Annotated in this window: 19 protein-coding genes and 1 pseudogene; 6 read left to right on the top strand and 14 right to left on the bottom strand. The window is 72.3% G+C overall.

The window, feature by feature from the left end; genetic code table 11:
- Positions 1-109 precede the first annotated feature (109 nt).
- Together ACJ6WD_RS08130 and ACJ6WD_RS08125 are read right to left on the bottom strand one after the other, a co-directional pair.
- Entirely contained in the window at positions 110-748 is a 639-nt protein-coding gene (locus ACJ6WD_RS08130) for a TetR/AcrR family transcriptional regulator (protein ID WP_407615395.1), read from the bottom strand.
- 2 nt (positions 749-750) lie between these two features.
- Positions 751-1,965, bottom strand: coding sequence for a cytochrome P450 (locus tag ACJ6WD_RS08125; RefSeq protein WP_407615394.1), 1,215 nt, complete (start codon positions 1,963-1,965; stop codon positions 751-753).
- Between the two features lie 193 nt (positions 1,966-2,158).
- Here ACJ6WD_RS08125 and ACJ6WD_RS08120 point away from each other — a divergent pair, with 193 nt between their 5' ends.
- Both ACJ6WD_RS08120 and ACJ6WD_RS08115 read left to right on the top strand, forming a co-directional pair.
- Positions 2,159-2,422 (top strand): hypothetical protein, encoded by a 264-nt coding sequence (locus ACJ6WD_RS08120; RefSeq protein WP_407615393.1) that lies wholly within the window; start codon positions 2,159-2,161, stop codon positions 2,420-2,422.
- Positions 2,409-2,759: a hypothetical protein gene (locus ACJ6WD_RS08115; RefSeq protein ID WP_233656271.1), complete on the top strand. Its 351-nt coding sequence runs from the start codon at positions 2,409-2,411 to the stop codon at positions 2,757-2,759. Before ACJ6WD_RS08120 ends, ACJ6WD_RS08115 begins: the two co-directional genes overlap by 14 nt.
- A 282-nt stretch (positions 2,760-3,041) precedes the next feature.
- Here the strand turns inward: ACJ6WD_RS08115 and ACJ6WD_RS08110 are convergent, their stop codons facing one another.
- Complete coding sequence (locus ACJ6WD_RS08110; protein ID WP_407615474.1) at positions 3,042-3,521, bottom strand: TetR/AcrR family transcriptional regulator C-terminal ligand-binding domain-containing protein; 480 nt, start codon at positions 3,519-3,521, stop codon at positions 3,042-3,044.
- Between the two features lie 172 nt (positions 3,522-3,693).
- Here ACJ6WD_RS08110 and ACJ6WD_RS08105 point away from each other — a divergent pair, with 172 nt between their 5' ends.
- A complete protein-coding gene (locus ACJ6WD_RS08105; RefSeq protein WP_407615392.1) occupies positions 3,694-5,916 on the top strand; it encodes an alpha/beta fold hydrolase in 2,223 nt (740 codons plus the stop codon).
- A gap of 222 nt (positions 5,917-6,138) precedes the next feature.
- On the opposite strand, the pseudogene ACJ6WD_RS08100 reads toward ACJ6WD_RS08105, so the two are convergent.
- Positions 6,139-6,273, bottom strand: a pseudogene (locus tag ACJ6WD_RS08100) (Tn3 family transposase); the annotation flags it as partial.
- Positions 6,274-6,287: 14 nt separating this feature from the next.
- Complete coding sequence (locus ACJ6WD_RS08095; RefSeq protein WP_407615391.1) at positions 6,288-7,367, bottom strand: FAD-dependent monooxygenase; 1,080 nt, start codon at positions 7,365-7,367, stop codon at positions 6,288-6,290.
- Between the two features lie 84 nt (positions 7,368-7,451).
- Between ACJ6WD_RS08095 and ACJ6WD_RS08090 the strand changes: the two genes are divergently transcribed.
- Positions 7,452-7,943, top strand: a complete 492-nt coding sequence (locus ACJ6WD_RS08090) for a TetR/AcrR family transcriptional regulator (RefSeq protein WP_233655667.1) — start codon at positions 7,452-7,454, stop codon at positions 7,941-7,943.
- A 101-nt stretch (positions 7,944-8,044) separates the two neighbouring features.
- Here ACJ6WD_RS08090 and pcaB read toward each other — a convergent pair whose 3' ends face one another.
- From pcaB to ACJ6WD_RS08065, 5 genes are read right to left on the bottom strand one after another with little or no spacing between them, the layout of a single operon-like run.
- Positions 8,045-9,454, bottom strand: coding sequence for a 3-carboxy-cis,cis-muconate cycloisomerase (gene pcaB / locus ACJ6WD_RS08085; RefSeq protein WP_407615390.1), 1,410 nt, complete (start codon positions 9,452-9,454; stop codon positions 8,045-8,047).
- A complete protein-coding gene (gene pcaG / locus ACJ6WD_RS08080; protein ID WP_407615389.1) occupies positions 9,451-10,038 on the bottom strand; it encodes a protocatechuate 3,4-dioxygenase subunit alpha in 588 nt (195 codons plus the stop codon). The genes pcaB and pcaG overlap by 4 nt, the downstream gene beginning before the upstream one ends.
- A 1-nt stretch (position 10,039) precedes the next feature.
- Complete coding sequence (gene pcaH, locus ACJ6WD_RS08075) at positions 10,040-10,816, bottom strand: protocatechuate 3,4-dioxygenase subunit beta (protein ID WP_267952080.1); 777 nt, start codon at positions 10,814-10,816, stop codon at positions 10,040-10,042.
- 6 nt (positions 10,817-10,822) lie between these two features.
- Positions 10,823-11,482, bottom strand: coding sequence for a 3-oxoacid CoA-transferase subunit B (locus ACJ6WD_RS08070; RefSeq protein ID WP_407615388.1), 660 nt, complete (start codon positions 11,480-11,482; stop codon positions 10,823-10,825).
- Positions 11,482-12,264, bottom strand: a complete 783-nt coding sequence (locus tag ACJ6WD_RS08065; RefSeq protein WP_233655671.1) for a CoA transferase subunit A — start codon at positions 12,262-12,264, stop codon at positions 11,482-11,484. The genes ACJ6WD_RS08070 and ACJ6WD_RS08065 overlap by 1 nt, the downstream gene beginning before the upstream one ends.
- 137 nt (positions 12,265-12,401) lie before the next feature.
- Here ACJ6WD_RS08065 and ACJ6WD_RS08060 point away from each other — a divergent pair, with 137 nt between their 5' ends.
- Positions 12,402-12,872, top strand: a complete 471-nt coding sequence (locus ACJ6WD_RS08060) for a MarR family winged helix-turn-helix transcriptional regulator (RefSeq protein WP_407615387.1) — start codon at positions 12,402-12,404, stop codon at positions 12,870-12,872.
- 124 nt (positions 12,873-12,996) lie between these two features.
- Here the strand turns inward: ACJ6WD_RS08060 and ACJ6WD_RS08055 are convergent, their stop codons facing one another.
- Positions 12,997-13,284, bottom strand: coding sequence for a chaplin (locus ACJ6WD_RS08055; protein WP_020931203.1), 288 nt, complete (start codon positions 13,282-13,284; stop codon positions 12,997-12,999).
- Between the two features lie 230 nt (positions 13,285-13,514).
- Positions 13,515-14,045 (bottom strand): DUF488 domain-containing protein, encoded by a 531-nt coding sequence (locus ACJ6WD_RS08050; RefSeq protein WP_233655673.1) that lies wholly within the window; start codon positions 14,043-14,045, stop codon positions 13,515-13,517.
- A 182-nt stretch (positions 14,046-14,227) separates the two neighbouring features.
- Here ACJ6WD_RS08050 and ACJ6WD_RS08045 point away from each other — a divergent pair, with 182 nt between their 5' ends.
- Positions 14,228-14,947, top strand: coding sequence for a class I SAM-dependent methyltransferase (locus tag ACJ6WD_RS08045; RefSeq protein ID WP_407615386.1), 720 nt, complete (start codon positions 14,228-14,230; stop codon positions 14,945-14,947).
- Here the strand turns inward: ACJ6WD_RS08045 and pepE are convergent.
- Together pepE and ACJ6WD_RS08035 are read right to left on the bottom strand one after the other, a co-directional pair.
- Positions 14,944-15,684: a dipeptidase PepE gene (pepE, locus tag ACJ6WD_RS08040; protein ID WP_233655675.1), complete on the bottom strand. Its 741-nt coding sequence runs from the start codon at positions 15,682-15,684 to the stop codon at positions 14,944-14,946. The two genes, ACJ6WD_RS08045 and pepE, sit on opposite strands and share 4 nt — an antisense overlap.
- Before the next feature lie 49 nt (positions 15,685-15,733).
- On the bottom strand, positions 15,734-16,567 hold the full coding sequence (locus ACJ6WD_RS08035) for an IclR family transcriptional regulator (RefSeq protein ID WP_233655676.1): 834 nt from the start codon (positions 16,565-16,567) through the stop codon (positions 15,734-15,736).
- Positions 16,568-16,674: the final 107 nt, after the last annotated feature.

Here is a 16,674-nt window from a genome sequence, read left to right as displayed (position 1 = left end):
GACGGGTGGTGTGGTTCCGCCAAGCCGGTGGGCGTGGGCGTGGGGCCGGTTGCGTCGGGCACGGACGACCGCCTTTCGAGTGGGGTGTGCGGAGTGCGGGTGGGGACGGTCACGGCGTGGTCGGGCACGGGGCGAGCCACAGTCCGGTGATCGCGTCGATGAGTCCGTCCGCGTAGGCGTCCCAGTCGGCGTGGACCGTGGGGGTGCCGTCGGCGAGGGCGCGTTCGCGCTCGGCGAGGGTGTGCACCATCAAGTGGCGTGCCATGTCGCCGCGTTCGATCCGCACGGGCAGGGGAAGGTCGGGCAGGCACCGGTTGAGTCCGTCGAGGTTGCGCGCGATGGACGGGCCGAACGCCTCGTCGACCATGACCTCGCGCAGCACCGGGTCGGTCATCAGTTGGGCGGCGAACCGCGCGTACCAGGTGGGGCTGCCCAGTTGGCCCAGGTGCCGGGCGCCCGGCCGGACCAGGCACGCCACCCAGTCGCGTGCGTCGCGGGAGTCGCCGGTGGTGGCGAGCATGCGCTGCCGCAGGGCGTCGATCGGGTCGGCGTGCCGGCGGACGACGGCCCGGATCAGATCGGTCTTGGTGCCGAAGTGGTAGCCGACGGCGGCGTTGTTGCCCTGGCCGGCGGCCTCGCTGATCTGCCGGTTGGAGACGGCGAACACGCCGCGTTCGGCGAACAGGCGCTCCGCCGCGGTCAGGATGGCTTCCCGGGTCTCCGCGGCCCGCGCGGCTTTCACGGACATCGTCACCACCGGACCGGAACGTCGCACAGCCCGCCGACGACCAGTCCCTCGATGCGTCGCAACTCGCTGACGGGCACGGCGAGTTCGAGAGTGGGGAGGCGGCGCAGCAGGACGTCGAGCACCACCTGGAGCTCGGTGCGGGCGAGCGCCTGGCCCAGGCACGAGTGCGGCCCGGCACCGAAGGCCAGGTGGGGATTGGGGCTGCGCTCCAGCCGCAGGTCGTCGGCGGCGGCGAAGACCGTCCCGTCCCGGTTGGCGGCGGCCATGCTGCACACCAGGGTCGCGCCGCGGGGCAGGACGGTGCCGGCGACGTCGATGTCCTCCGTGACGTAGCGGGGCATGCCGAAACCGGCGTTGGCGTCGTACCGCAGGGCCTCCTCCACGGCGGTGCGCACCAGCGCGGGGTCGGCGACCAGCTGCTGCCAGCGGCGGCGATCGGCGAGCAGCAGCGCCGTCATCTTGCCGATCATGTTGGCGGTGGTCTCGTGGCCGGCGATCAGCAGGGCCTGGCCGGTGGCGGCGAGTTGGTCGTCGGTGAGCCGCCCGCCGTCGGCGTCGGTCGCGGTGATGAGGGAGCTGAGCAGGTCCTCCCCCGGCTCCGCGCGCTTGACCTCCAGGTGCTCGGTCAGGTAGGCGTGGAAGTCCCGTTGGGCGGTGTCGATCTCGTCCCGTCCGTAGCGGGTGAGGTTGAGCAGCATGTCGGACCAGCGCGAGAAGCGGTCCCGGTCGGCCGCCGGGACGCCGAGCAGATCGCAGATCACCCAGACCGGCAGCGGGAAGCCGACGCTCGCCTTGAGGTCGGCCGGGTGGCCCCGGTCGACCATCTCGTCGACCAGTTGTTCCGCCATCGCCTCGATCGCCGGGCGCAGGGCGTTCATCCGCTTGGCGGTGAACCACTTGGTCAGCATGCGCCGCCAGCGCTGTTGCCCGGCACCGTTGAGGGACGCGGCCATCGCGCTGTTGAACACCCCGCCGGAGGGGTCGGCGGAGATGCGGGCGGCGCCTTCGGCGTCCAGCCGCCGGGTGCAGCGCGGGTCGGAGAGCACCTGCTTGACGTCGTCGTAGCGGGTCAGCAGCGCGGCCCGGTCGCCGCTCGGCAGCGTCACCGGGGCCACCGGGCAGGTGGTGCGCAACTCCCGCCATTCGGCCGGTGCTTCCAACGCACCGGGGGCCGTCAGCGGATAGGCCGGTGCGGGGGCGCCGTCGTCGTGGCTCACCACCGTCTCCCTTCGTCCTGGGGTCGGTGGGCAGTCAACGCCGCACCGGCCCTTAAGTCAAGCAACTGACTTAGAACGCAACCCCGTTCCGACCCGGCCGTGTCCCTGCGACGCCGCTGGTCATCTCAACTGATCGAGTGCACTCCGCGGGAGGTCGTCGTTTCGGGGGCGCCGGCCCGATACCCTCCGCGCCATGGGGACCTTCGCCGACGAAGCACGGTCGCGGCTGGCGAATCTGCTGCGCATGGCAGGCAGCAGCGAGCGGGACCGGGCGCTGATCATCGCCTATGTGGAGTCCACGCCCGAGCCGCCGCCACTGGGCCCGCGCGGCATCCACACCAGCGGCTGCCCGCGGTGCCTGAACACCATGTGGGGCCAACGCGACCGGGACGGGCGGCCGATCTCGGTCTGTGCGCGGTGCGGATTCGTCAAGGAGGCCGACGGTGGACTGTCCTGACTGCGACCTGTCGATGGTGGAGCCGGGGCCGCAGGGCAACCGGCACTGCTGCTACCGCTGCGGTCGCGTCGCGGCGACGGGCGAGACCGCGGACGACATCACCATCCGTGAACGGGGACGGCAAGAGGCGTTCGTCCTGCTCGACTACGCGATGGCGCTGCGCGGCGAGTGCCGCACGCGCGCCCCTAGGGAGGACCTGCCCATGGGCCAGCTCATCCAGACCCGAGGCTGCGGCAAGTGCGGCGGCACCATGTACCGGACCGTCGAGACGGACGGGGACGGGAATCCGACGCAGGAGAGCCAGTTCGTCTGTTCCGCCTGCGGCCACATCGAGTGAGGTGACGGCGGGGAGGTGGGCCGAACCGGGGGCGGACGCGGACGCGGGTGCTGATCTTCTCGGAGAACGCCTGGTCGCGCGGGATTCCGTGCTTGGCGAGGGCGTCGAGCTGCGGCTGGAGTTCCTGGGCGGGCGTCGAGCAGTGGGCGTATCCGATGCGGATGTCGGCGGTGGGGGTGTCCGGCGCGAGGGCGAGCGGGACCGGGGGCCGGGGCACCACCATCTCCGCCTCACGCCGCCGTGCAGGTCCAGCAGCGCGTCCAGCATGTGCGGGACGGCCTGTCACTCAGCCATGGCCAGCACATCGCGGACCAGCCGTCGCGCGTACTCGCCATCGACGGGCAAGGCGAATACGACGTGGTGGTACAGAGGCGCAATGACATGGTCGAGGATCTGCGGGACGCTCGGTGCCTTCTCACCGCGTTCGCGGGCCCGGCTCACCACCTCCGATGCCTGCTCGCGCCGTTTCTCCGTGACCGGGCAACTCGCGACGGTCTCGGTGCGGGCCGAGACCATCGCGCGCAGGTATCGGGCTCGGTGGGGACGTGTGATGTCGCGGGCGATGACCTGCGCCCATTCGGTCAGATCCTGCTGGAGGGATCCGGTGTCGGGTGCTGACTCACCGTCCCGGGTCAGGGCGGCGACAGCGACTTCCTCAAGGAGAGCGTGGACGCTGTCCCAGCGTCGGTAGAGCGTCGTCGGGTTGACCCCGGCCCGTTCGGCGACCACGGGAAACGTGATCCTTTCGGCGCCCTCGCCCACGAGTTCACCGACCGAGGTGTAGATCGCGGCCAGTACTCGACTGCTCCGCCCTCCGGGGCGGCTGGCGGCTGCATGGTGAGACACGTCACCAGCATACGCAAAGATCTTTGCTTCTACTACGATGGGCCGCGTCGGGCTAAAGCAAAGATCATTGCATTTCGATGGAGGTCGCGTGCTCAGCCGTTCGGTTACGTTCTTCCTGGCCGGGGCCGTGGGCGCGGCCACGCTCACGGCCGCTTCGGCGCCGTCCCCCCTCTACCCGGTCTATCAGCGCCTGTGGGACCTCTCCACGTTCACCTTGACGGTCGTTTTCGCCGTCTACGTCTTCGCCTTGCTCGCCGCCCTGTTGACCGTCGGATCGATCTCCGACCGGGTGGGCCGTCGGCCTGTCGCCTGCGGCGCCCTGGTGCTGCTCGCTCTGGGCATGCTGCTCTTCGCCGTCGCCACAGGCGTCGGCGGCCTGATGGCCGCGCGCGTTGTGCAGGGGCTTGCCGTGGGGACAGCCGCCGGCGCCACCACGGCCCTGATCATGGAGTCCGCGCCGAACCCCCGGCTCGGCTCGACCCTCAGCAGTGCGGTCCCTTCCTTGGGGATAGCGATCGGCGCCGTCCTCGCCGGCGCCTTGGTGGAGTTCGCGCCACTGCCCCGCCAACTCGTCTTCTGGATCCTCACCGTCGTGCACCTGGTGCTCGCGGCACTCGTCTGGCTGGTTCCCGAGAAAGCTCGACCCGACTCGCCAACCCGCGAACCCATTTGGCGGTCACTGCTGCCCAGCGCCCAACTCCCGCGGGCCACGCGGCCGGTCTTCGTCGCACTGCTGCCGTCGATCAGTGCGACGTGGGCCCTTGGCGGCTTGTACCTCTCGCTCGGATCGTCGATCCTCACCACCGTCCTCGACGTGCACAGCCACTTCGTCGCGGGCGTCATCCTCGGCGTCTTCTTCGTCGCAGGGACGGCGGGCACGGTCGCGTCGGCCTTCGCTCGGCCACGACACCGCGCATGGTTCGGCCTCGGGCCCCTCGCCATGGGCGTCCTGGTCACCATCGCAGCCATGCCGGCGGGTGTCCTGCCGCTCTACGTCGTCGGGTCGCTGATCGCGGGATTCGGGTTCGGGGCGACGTTCCGGTTCGCCGTCCATGCCCTCGGTGAGGCGGCACCGATCGCCCGACGGGGCCAGGTGTTCGCGACGATGTACATCGTCAGCTACCTCGCCTTCAGTGTGCCTGCGCTCGCCGCCGGGCTCGCTGTCGAGCGATTCGGGCTCAAACCAACCGCCGTCGCGTATGGAGCCCTGGACATCGCACTGGTGCTGTTCGCTCTCGTTGCCGGGACCGCCCACGCGCGTCGACGGGATGGCGAGGACGAAGTCCGGCGCGGTATCGCACCGCCGTTGGTCTCGCGCGTTCTCGGCTCGCCGCGCCACACCACGCACTACCTGGAGTGCGGACCGGCCGATGGACCGCTGATGTTCTTCCTCCACGGGTGGCCGGGCATCGGGTTGTTGTGGCGGGCCCAGATGGAGGCGTTCGCTGCCGACGGGTGGCACTGCGTCGCGCCCGATCTGCGCGGGTACGGCGAATCCTCCGCCCCGGCGGATACCGACGCCTACACCGTCGAGGAGGTCGTGATGGACCTGACGGAGCTCCACGACCATCTCGGCGGCAGAACCGCGGTCTGGATCGGCCACGACTGGGGCAGCGTCGTGGCGGGAGCAGTGGCCGCACACGAGCCGGAGCGGTGCCGCGGCGTGGTGTTGACCTCGTGGGCCTACTACCCCACCGCCAACAGCCTGGCCACGCTCGTACCCCTGGTAGACCGTCAGCTCTACCCGGCCGACCGGTATCCGGACGGGCAGTGGGACTACTACCGCTACTACACGACACACTTCGAAGCGGCGGTCGCCGACCTTGACGCGGCTCCGGCGGCAACGCTGGCATCGGTCTATCGACCGGGCAGCCCCGCCGCGACCGGCGCCGTCTCACCGACGGCCACGGTCACACGCGACGGCGGACGCTTCGGCGCCGCGCACCGCGCACCGCCGACGCCGGCCGATCCGGCTCTCTGGCCACCGGCGGACTTCGACACCCTGGTGCAGGCGTTCGCAACTCACGGCTTTCGTCCTCCCTCTGCGTGGTACACAAACGACGACGCCAACATCGCTTACGCGCGCAAGGCACCCGACGGCGGGCGCCTGACGCAGCCGGTGCTGTTCGTCAACGGCGAGTGGGACGCGATCTGCAACATCTCGGGAAACCGCCAAGGCGACCCGATGCGCGCGGCCTGCGCAGATCTCACCGTGGCGCGGGTGCCTGCCGGACACTGGCTGCCGCTCGAAAGCAAGGCTCAACACATTGAAGCCATCCGCACCTGGCTCCGCTCCAAGAATCTTCGATGAGCAGCCAGAGATGGGCTCGTCCGGCTCGAAGCTCCGGCGGGGTTCACATGCGTCCGGAACAGCGGCGACAGCGCCCGCCGGGTCGGCATCGGTGAGCCTGTCCGTCCACTTCGGATCGGGTGCAGGTGCAGGTGCAGGTGCAGTACGAGCATGGACCTCCTGGCACTCCTTGTCCTGTCCGGCCAGGTCGCCGTCCTTGCCACGACCTGGAGTCCTTTTGTGGATCTCCTGGCGCGTCTCGACGTCGGCGAGGCAGTCGCAGACGAACGCGGTCCGTACCGCCCGCCCGAGTTCCTCGCTTGCCTGGTAGGTGGGGTGCCTGGGCGCGCCGCGGGTGAAACGGCGCAGGACCCGCTCGGGTCCGCGCCTACTCACTTCCCGCCGCCGGCCCGCTCCGCGCCAGCGCCGAACATCGCCGCGGCGTCCCGGCCCTTCGCCTGGTTCTCGGCGACGTAGGGCCGCACTTCCGCCTCGTACGCGGGGAACGCGGTCCGGTGGTCACCGGCCGCAGCGGCGAGTTGGCGGGCGAGCGAGCGTGCCCCGATGAGCGCCTGCGACGTGCCCATGCCGCTGGTGGGCGCGGCGCAGTAGCCGGCGTCCCCGACCAGCGCGATCCTGCCCCGCGACCAGCCGTCCAGATGGATCTGACAGGTCGAGGAGAAGGCGAAGTCGTCGGCCGCGGTCATCTCCTCCAGCAGGCGGGGCACCTCCCAGCCCTGCCCGGCGAACGCTTCCCGCACCGCCCGCTCCTGCACGTCCCGGCCCAGCCGGTCCAGCTCCGCCGAGGGCGTGGCGAAGGACAGGCTGACCACCATCCGGTCCGGGTCACCCGCACTGAACGCGTAGACCGCCGTGCCCTCGGTCGGCCGCAGCACTCCGCGGCGGTCGAGGCCGAGGCGGTTGGCCGTGGTGAATCCGGCACCGGACATCCCCAGGTGCCGTACCGCGTCGGGCGGCACGTCGAAGGCGAGTCGGCGCACCATCGAGTGGACCCCGTCCGCACCAATGACGAGGTCGAAGCGCCGCGGCGCGGTCCGCTCGAACGTGACCGCCACGCCGGCGTCGTCCTCGCTGAGCGCGGTGACGGAGTCGTCGAAGACGTACTCCACGTCCGCCGCGGTGAGCCGGTGCAGGATCCGGGTCAGCTCCCGTTTCGGCACTTCGAGGTCGCCGGCGAACGCCTCGGCCGGGAGCTCCCCGACCGTCGCCCCCGCCTCGTCCACCAGGGTGGTGCCGCCCATCCGCGTGTCGTGCCCGCGGACCTCGTCGAGGACGCCCAGCTCGGCCAGCACGTCGAACGCCGCACCGCGGAAGTCCACCGCGTACCCGCTGTCCCGCAGGGCCGGTGCGCGCTCGACCACGGTGACCTCGTAACCGTCGCGGCGCAGGAAGTGGGCCAGGGCCGGGCCGGCCACGCTGGCACCGGAGATCAGAACCTTCGGCTTCGTCATGGACGGCACGCTAGCCAGCTCTTGCCCATTTGGTCAAACCATTTGGATGAACCAATTGGGCAATGCTCCGCTATGCTGTGCGGCATGGGAAACCGAGAGGATCTGCTCGCCGGGGCCAAGCAGTGCCTGATCGAACGGGGCTGGGCACACACCACCGTCCGGGACATCGCCACGGCCGCCGGAGTCAGTCACGCCGCCATCGGCTACCACTTCGGCTCCAAGGACGCGCTGCTCACCCAGGCACTCGTGCAAGCGGTGGACGAGCTCGACGAGGAGCTCCGTCCGCGCACCTCGTCGGACCGACCGGAAGAACGCTGGCAGGCGCTGATCGACAGCTTCACCACGCACCGGGCGCTGTGGGTGGCGCAACTGGAGGCCGCCGTGCAGGCCGAACGCTCACCCGAGGTGCGCGCACACCTCGCCGAGGGGCAGCGTCAGGGCCGGGAGGGCCTCGGCGGCTCGGTGCCGCTCGCGTTGCTCAGCGGCCTGATGTTGCAGTGGTTGGTGGATCCGGAGCACGCACCGTCCGGCGCCGAGGTCGTCGAGGAACTCCGCGCGGTCACCGGCCAGCCCTGACCCCCGTGATGCGGGCGGCGACCGCCACCGCCGCCTGACAAGCCGTCATCGATGCCGGCCGGCGAGGGTTCCGCACGGCGGTGGCGAACGTCATACGGGCCTCAACGGCGCCTGAGCGCACGGTCGGTGAGGGCGGCGGCCGCACCGGTGTAGCCGGTGGGGTCGGCGAGGGAGACCAGGTCGAGGTCCGTCAGGGCCGGCTCGTCCGCCAGGGCGTCGGCGAGGCCGCCGCCTCCCGCGCGGACCGTGTGCGCCGCCTCGGCGAGCAGTTGGCGGGCCCGCGGCCGGCCCAGCCGAGCGGCGAGCACGACGGCCAGTCGCTCCGAGACGACCATCCCGTTCGTCAGGTCCAGGTTGGTGCGCATGCGTGCGGGATGCACGTCCAGGCCGGCGACGAGTTCCGCCGCGTCCCGGGCCGCTCCCCCGACCAGACGGAGCAGGTCCCGCAGGGTTTCCCACTCCGCGTGCCAGGCACCGGCGGGCCGCTCGTCCACCGCGGCGACGCACCCGTACAGCACGGCGGCCAACCCGGGCGCCCGGCGCGCGGCCGCGGCGACGAGCGTGGCCCGCACCGGATTGGCCTTGTGCGGCATGGCCGACGAGCCGCCGCCGGTCCCCTCGCTCACCTCGCCGACCTCGGTACGGGAGAGCAGCAGCACGTCGGCCGCGAGCTTGCCCAGTGCCCCGGCGGTGAAGGCCAGCGCGCCGGCCAGATCGGCCACCGGGGTCCGCAGGCCGTGCCAGGGCAACTCCGGTGCGGCCAGGGCGACTTCCCGAGCGTAGGCATCGAGCAGACGCAGCGCGTCCGCCGGCGGCGCGGCGTCCATGGCCTGCGCGTCGGCCTGGAAGGCGGCCAACGTGCCTGCCGCACCCCCGAGTTGGGCCGGCAGGGTGCCGCGCACCGCGAGCAGACGGTCCCGAGCGTCCAGCGCCAGACTGCGCCACCCCGCGGCCTTCAGTCCGAAGGTCGTCGGGACGGCGTGCTGGGTGAGCGTGCGGCCCGCCACTGGCGTGTCGCGATGCTCGCCGGCCATCCGCGCCAGGGCGCCGGCCGCGGCCTCCAGGTCGGCCACGACCAGTCCCGTGGTCCGGTGGGCCACCAGCATCAACGCCGTGTCGAGGATGTCCTGGCTGGTGGCGCCACGGTGCACGTACGGCGCGTGGGCGTCGGGCACCGCCGCGGTCAGCGCGGCGACCAGCGGGATCACCGGATTGCCGCCGTCCCGCCCGCGCAGCGCCAGCTCGCGGGCGTCGAAGCGGTCGGCGCGGGCGGCCTCGGTCACGGCCCGGGCCGCCGCGGCGGGCGCCAGGCCGAGTGCCGCCTGCGCCCGGGTGAGCGCGGCCTCGGCGTCCAACAGGGCCTGGAGGACGGCGGTCTCGCCCGTGGCGGCCTCGGCCGCAGAGCCCACACGCACCGGGTCGAGCAGTCCGGCGTCCGGCTCGTCGTACGCCGGGAACGCGCCGTCGTGGGCCTCGTGATCGACGTCGTGGCCGTCGTGGTCGACACTCATGCGAACTCCAGGAACACCGTCTCCGCCGCACCCTGCAACCGGATGTCGAAGCGATGACTGCCCCGCGGCTCGGCGACCGCCACCAGGGTCGCGCGCCGTTCGGGTGGCAGTGCGGCCAGCAGCGGGTCGGTGATCTGCTCCCGGTCCGCCGCCGGCAGGTACACCCGGGTGAACAGGTGCCGGGTCAGGCCCCGGGCGAAGACGCAGACCGCGAGGTGGGGCGCGTGCCCGCCGCGGGCGCCCGGGCGGAGGGTGCGGACCGCCCAGTGGCCGTCCGCATCGGTCGCGACCCGGGCGAAACCGGTGAAACCGATACCGTCGCGGCCGAGGAGGCCACCGGTCGTCGGGGCGCGGCGCAACGATCCGGTGGCCCGCGGCAGTTCGCCGTCCGGGCCCGGTCCCCAGAATTCCAGCAGCGCGTCCGGGACGGGGGCGCCCGCGCCGTCCCGAACGTGGCCGTGGAGGACGAGGGTGTCCGGATGGCCCGCCGGGGCCGCGTCACCGCCGCCCGGGAACGGCAGGGCGCATCCGTGGAACGGGCCGACCGTCTGGGCGGGCGTGGGCCGTGCGGAGGGGGTCGTCACGTCAGCGGCCCTCCTCGATCCAGGTGGCGGTGGGGCCGTCGAGGACGATGTCCCAGCGGTAGCCCAGGGACCACTCCGGCTCCGACCGCTCGTGGTCGTAGCGGGCGACCAGCCGTTCGCGGGCGGCGGCGTCGGTGACCGACTGGAGGATCGGATCGTGCGCGAAGAGCGGATCGCCGGGGAAGTACATCTGCGTGATCAGCCGCTGGGTGAACGCGGTCCCGAAGAGCGAGAAGTGGATGTGCGCGGGACGCCAGGCACCGGTGTGGTTCCGCCAGGGGTAGGCCCCGGGCTTGATCGTGGTGAAGGCGTAACCGCCGTCGTCGCCGGTCAACGTCCGGCCGACGCCGGTGAAGTGCGGGTCGAGCGGTGCCGGGTGCTGGTCGAGTTGGTGGGCGTACCGGCCGGCGGCGTTGGCCTGCCAGATCTCGATCAGTTGGCCGCGCACGGGACGGCCGGACCGGTCCAGCAAGCGGCCGCTGACGGTGATGCGCTCGCCGAGCGGTGCGCCCTGGTGCTGGCGGGTGAGGTCGTGGTCGAGTGCGGTGACGTCGCTCCCGCCGAACGCCGGTGAGGCCAGTTCGACGGCCTCGGGATCCTGCGACAACGCCACGGTGACGAGGGGTTGTCGGGGGTGCCGCAGGGCGGTGGAGCGGTACGGCGGGTAGGCGTGCGCCGGCTGTGCGGTGCGTGCGGCGCCGCCGGCGACGGACGCCTCGTAGGTCGCCCGCGCCTGTGCGATCTCGTGGTCGATCTCGCTCTGGGTGGCTGTTGCCATGCGTCCTCAACCCTTCTGGTCACGCAGCTCGTTGGTCGCCGTCCGCACGGGTGCGGCCGTCTTCGCGACGATCTCCTCGACGGTGACGCCCGGCGCCCGCTCCACGAGGACGAACCCGTCGGCCGCCGTGTCGAGCACGCCGAGGTCGGTGATGATCCGGTCGACGCAGCCCCGGCCGGTCAACGGCAACGTGCAGTCCGCGACGAGCTTGGCGGAACCGTCCTTCGCCGTGTGGGTCATGGCGACGAGCACGGTGCGGGCGCCGTGCACCAGGTCCATCGCCCCGCCGATCCCGCTGATCATCTTGCCGGGCACCGCCCAGTTGGCGAGGTCACCGCGGTGCGAGACCTCCAGGGCGCCGAGCACCGCGACGTCGATATGACCGCCCCGGATCATCCCGAAGGACAGGGCGGAGTCGAAGTAGGCGGCGCCGGGGAGCACCGTGACGGTCTCCTTGCCGGCGTTGATGAGGTCGGGGTCGAGCTGGTCCTCGGTGGGGTACGGCCCGGTCCCCAGGATCCCGTTCTCCGACTCCAGGACCACCTCCACGCCCGCCGGAAGGTAGTTGGGGATGAGGGTGGGCAGTCCGATGCCGAGGTTGACGTACTGACCATCCGTCAGTTCGGCGGCCGCCCGCGCGGCCATCTCGGCCCGGTTCCACGGCATCAGCGGCGCTCCCTTCCTGCGGTCCCGGGCACGGCGACGGTACGTCGTTCGATCTGCTTGTCGGCCGCCTGCTCCGGGGTGAGCGCCACGACCCGCTGGACGAAGACGCCCGGCAGGTGGACCTGGTCCGGGTCGATGGCGCCCGGCTCGACCAGTTCCTCCACCTCGGCGATCGTGAGGCGCCCGGCCATCGCCGCGAGCGGATTGAAGTTCCGGGCGGACTTGGCGAAGACCAGGTTCCCGTGGCGGTCCCCCTTGGCGGCCCGGACGAGCCCGAAGTCGGTGCGGATTCCCCGTTCCAAGACGTGCGGGCGCCCGTCGAACTCCCTGACCTCCTTGGGCGGCGATGCCACGGCGACCCCGCCGGCGCCGTCGTACCGCCAGGGCAGTCCCCCGTCGGCGACCTGGGTGCCGACGCCGGCGGGGGTGTAGAAGGCGGGGATGCCCGCGCCGCCGGCGCGCAGCCGCTCCGCGAGCGTCCCCTGCGGAATCAGCTCGACCTCCAGTTCGCCGGCCAAGTAGCGGCGCGCGAATTCCTTGTTGGCGCCGATGTACGAGCCGGTGACCCGGGCGATCCGGCCGGCGGCGAGCAGCACGGCCAGCCCCCGGTCGAGCGCGCCGCAGTTGTTCGAGACGACGCCGAGCCCGCCGACGCCCGTCTCGTGCACGGCGTTCAGGAGCACCTCGGGCACGCCGCTGAGGCCGAACCCTCCGACGGCCAAGGAGGCGCCGTCGCGCACGTCGGCCACCGCCTCGGCGGCCGAGCTCACCACTTTGTCCATGCTCAACTCTCCCCTACCGCCACTAGATTGCTCAGTACACTGACTATCTACCGGCAGTTTCGAAGCGTGACATGATGAGTGAGGGAGGGCAAGACCCTCCGTACGCAGAGCATTGGCGAGAGGAGCAGGGAGGCGCCGTGCCCGCGCTCGACCTCAGCACCCACCCCGGCCACCTGGCCCGGCGGCTCCAGCAGGCACACACGTTGCTGTGGACGACGATCGTGTCGGAGGACGTCACCTCCCCGCAGTTCGCCGTGCTCAACACCCTCGTCGGCGAGGACGGCCTGGACCAACGGACCGTGGGCGAGCGGGTCGGCCTCGACCGCTCGACCATCGCCGAGGTGGTCCGACGCCTGGTGGCGCGCGAGTTGATCGAGAAGACCCGCGACACCGAGGACGCCCGCCGCTCCGTGCTGCGGCTCACCGCCCAGGGCAGCCGGCTGCACCACAAGCTCGCCGGTCGGACCGCCCGGATGAACCAGCTCTTCCTGGCCCCCCTGGACCCCGAAGAGCGGGACGTTTTCCTGGAGTTGCTGCACCGGGTCTCCACGGCGGCCGAGGGGCTGCGTCGGCCCGCCACCAGGCCGCCGGCCACGCCGCGCTCCTGAGCCGCGGGGAATTGCGCACGGCGAACGACGGGACCCGCCCCGCCCGCACCGGGATCACCGGAACGGGAACGGGACGGGTCCGTTGCCTCGAAGACCGTGGCTCACACGGTCGGTGACGGCTGCTTCAGCGCCGGCCGCCGTGGTGACCCTTGTGGTGCTTGTGGTGCTTGAAGTGGCCGTTGATGCAGACGTTGCCGAAGGCCGGGCTCAGCAGGCCCGCGACGTTGACGGTGTTGCCGCACAGGTTCACGGGAACGTGCACCGGGATCTGAATGAGGTTGCCCGACAGCACACCGGGCGAACCGACAGCGCTGCCCGCCGCGTGACCGTCGGCGAAGGCAACCGAACTCCCGCCCAGAGCGGTTCCGGCCGCGAGGGCGGCCACGGCGGTAATCCGAGTGATCCGTGACATTCCGAACCTTTCGTTCGTTCCAAGCGGCCCACTGCCGCTCGCTGCTCTTCCCTTCGGCACGCAGATCGCCAGCATTAAGGCAAGGGGTAGCAATTCCCTCTTTCGCGTTGTTTCGCTCATGTCGACCACCCGCGCGTGCCGATTCGTCGCGCTCCGCGCTTCCGTCCGCAGACGGCACCGCAGACAGCACCGCCCGGTCAGCCGGGAACGGGCGCCCGCCGACGCCTCCGTCACTCCGCCATCGGGGCTCGGCAGTGCGGGCAGGTCCTCACCCCTCGGGCGGCGCAGTGGCGACCGCAATCGGGACAGACCCGGCCCAGCCAACAGGCGCCCTCGCCGCCCTCCTCGGCCGGGCGGCCGGCCCGCAGATGCCGCGCCAGGACCCGGGCGTGGCTGAGGTGTATCGGCGTGACGGCGGTCTGCAGCACCAGCGGACCGCCCCGCGCCAGCCCGTGGAGGCGCCGGAGCCCGGCGGCGCGCACGGGCTCCCCGAGCTCGCGCTCGTAGCGGTCGGCGAACGCCGCGTACCTCGCCTCGTGCACGCCGTACCACCGCCACAGCGCGGCCGAGGGAGCTACGGCGGCCAGCCACACGTCCGGGTAGGCGACCCCGGACCTGCGCCCCAGCGGCAGGCTCCGGTCGACCAGCACCCGTATTCCGGGCCAGGGCCGTGCGACGGCGTACATCGATTCCGTCCAGACGCTGCGAGTGGTCTCACCGGCGGCCTGGGCATGGCGCTCCGGTCGTTCCTCACCGCTCACCGGGTGCACTCCTTGTCGTCCGTCAGCCTGCGCTTCGAGGCTCTCACGCGGCGCTCCCCCCGGGGCCGACCCGCGCCCGACGGTGGCCGGACGTCGCCGGCGCCGCCGTGGAACCGCGACCTCCGGCTGGTCGGACGCCGGCACTAGGGTGGGGGGACACGGCACGGGCAAGGCGGGGCACGATGACGAACGGCGAGCCGGAGCTGGCGGCGGAGCAACGGCGCCACTGGCAGCAGACGTACTCCGCGCACCCCGGCATGTACGGGGTCGAGCCGTCCGCCGCGGCCCGGCACGCCGTCGCGGCGTTCCGCGCCGCCGGCGCCCGGCGGGTGCTGGAGCTGGGTGCGGGGCACGGCCGCGACGCCCTCGCCTTCGCCCGCGCGGGGTTCTCGGTACACGCCACCGACTTCAGCGCCACCGGCCTCGACCAGCTGCGCCGCGCCGCGCAGGAGCAGGGCCTCGACGGGCGGATCAGCACCGCCGAGCACGACGTCCGCGCTCCGCTCCCGTTGCCGGACGATTCGGTGGACGCGGTCTTCGCGCACATGCTGCTGTGCATGGCGCTGTCGACGCGGCAGCTGCGGGACGTGCTGGCCGAGGTGCGGCGCGTGCTCCGGCCCGGCGGCGTGTTCGTCTACACGGTGCGGCACACCGGCGACGCCCACTACGGCACGGGCGTCGCGCACGGGGACGGCATCTACGAGCACGGTGGCTTCGCCGTGCACTTCTTCGACCGGGCCCTGGTCGACGAGTTGGCGGTGGGCTGGCAGCTGACCGAGGTCCACGGCTTCGAGGAAGGCGCTCTTCCGCGTCGACTGTGGCGCGTCTCCCAGACCCTGCCCGGCGCCGCGGACCGCCGCGGTGCGGTAAGCCCGCCGGAGTCCGGGCGGGCCGGGACCTAGCCGGCGCGGTCGTCGAACGTCGGCCGCACGGTGAGGAGTTCGCTGAGGTCGGCGCCCGGTGCGTACTCGACCGGGGCGGTGCCGCGGCGGAACAGTCGGGCCCCGGTGGCCAGTCCGTGCAGCGTCAGGCGGTCGTCGGTGCGCCGGAGCCAGGTGCCCTCGCGCAGGCCGAGGACGGGGACGTCGTTCTCCTCCAGGAACTGGGTGAGCCGTTCCTCTCGGGTCTCGCCCATGTGGGCGCTGGCCGGGTCCGGGTCCAGGTAGTGCGGGTTGATCTGGAAGGGGACCAGGTCGAGCGCGGCGAACGAGGGGGGCTGGACGATCGGCATGTCGTTGGTGGTGCGCAGGGTCGGACAGGCCATGTTGGTGCCGGCGCTGGAGCCCATGTAGGGCATGCCGGCGCGGACCCGCCCGGTGAGGGCGTCCACCAGTCCGCGCTCGTGCAGCGTCTTGAGCAGGCGGAAGCTGTTGCCGCCGCCGGTGAACACCGCCTGGGCGGAGGCGACGAGTTCGCGCGGGTCGGCCGCGGTGTGCGCACCGCGGACCCGGATGCCCAGCTCGGCGAAGAAGGCCGCGGCCTTGGCGGTGTAGCCGTCGTGGTCGGCCAGTGCGTAGGGGACGAAGAGGAGTTCCGACACGCCGGCGAGGTGCGCGGCGACGGCCTCGCGGGCGTGTTCGAGGTAACCACGGCCGGGCGCGGAGGAGTTGGAGAGCAGCAGCAGTCGCGTGCTGGGCATGGGCGGTGCCTTTCGCAGGGGGTGGGGCGGTGCGCGGGTGGGCGGTGGGTCAGTCGGTGCCGGGGGTCGGCTGGCCGGCGGCGGGAGTGCGGCGGCCGGTTGCGGCGCGCGGCGGCCGGCGCGGGGTGAGGAGTTCGGCGAGCGCTGCGGCGGCCTCGCTCAGCGGGGCGAGCAGGTCCTCGCGCGGGCCGTCGAGCCGGTCGTGCGGGCCGACCAGGCTGAGCGAGCCGACCGGCTGGCCGCGCACGACGACCGGGACGGCCAGTCCGGCGGTCGCCGGGTCGTACTCGCCCTGGGAGTAGGCGTGGCCGTCCTGCGGCACCCGGGACATCCGCTGCTCCAGTTCGGCCTCGTCGGTGACGGTCAGCGTGCTGAACCTGGCCATCGGGCGGCCGTAGAGCAGTGCGGCCCGGGCGCCCGGGGTGAGCATGCCGAAGTAGGCGCGGGAGGTGGCGCCGGCGTGCGCCGGATACAGCTCGTCGGCCAGGCGGTAGGCGCGCAGCGGACCGGCCGCGCCGTCGGCGGATTCCACGCAGCGCATGTGGACCCCGTCCGGCACCGCGAACAGGGCGGTGACGCCGGCCGCGGCGGCGAGTTCGCGCAGCGTGGGGCGGACCAGCCCGGCCATGCCGCTGTGTCGTTCCCAGGCGGTGGCCATGTGCCAGACCGCGGGGCCCAGGCGGTAGCGGCGGGTGACCGGGTCGGACACCAGGAAGCCGCGGTGGGCGAGCGACGCCAGCAGCCGCTGCGACACCGACTTGTCCCAGCCGAATTCGGCGGCGAGGTCGGTCACCCCCCATTCCTCCCGGTCGTGGGAGAAGGCGAGCAGGACCTGGAGCACGCGGTCGGCGGTCTGGAGCGGAGCGCCTCGTTCGGTAGTCACGGCGGCAGCCTATACCGTCATCTGAGACTGCTTCCCTGATATAGAGAAAAGGTTGCTCACTTGGATATGGCCGGCGCAACCTGAGCGAAATCGCGCCGCGCACCACC

The organism is Streptomyces sp. VTCC 41912, from assembly GCF_045799175.1.
In the GTDB taxonomy this organism is placed as follows: domain Bacteria; phylum Actinomycetota; class Actinomycetes; order Streptomycetales; family Streptomycetaceae; genus Streptomyces; species Streptomyces albulus_C.
The sequence above is the reverse complement of the archived record's forward strand: the minus strand, read 5'-3'. Positions and strand labels throughout refer to the sequence as shown.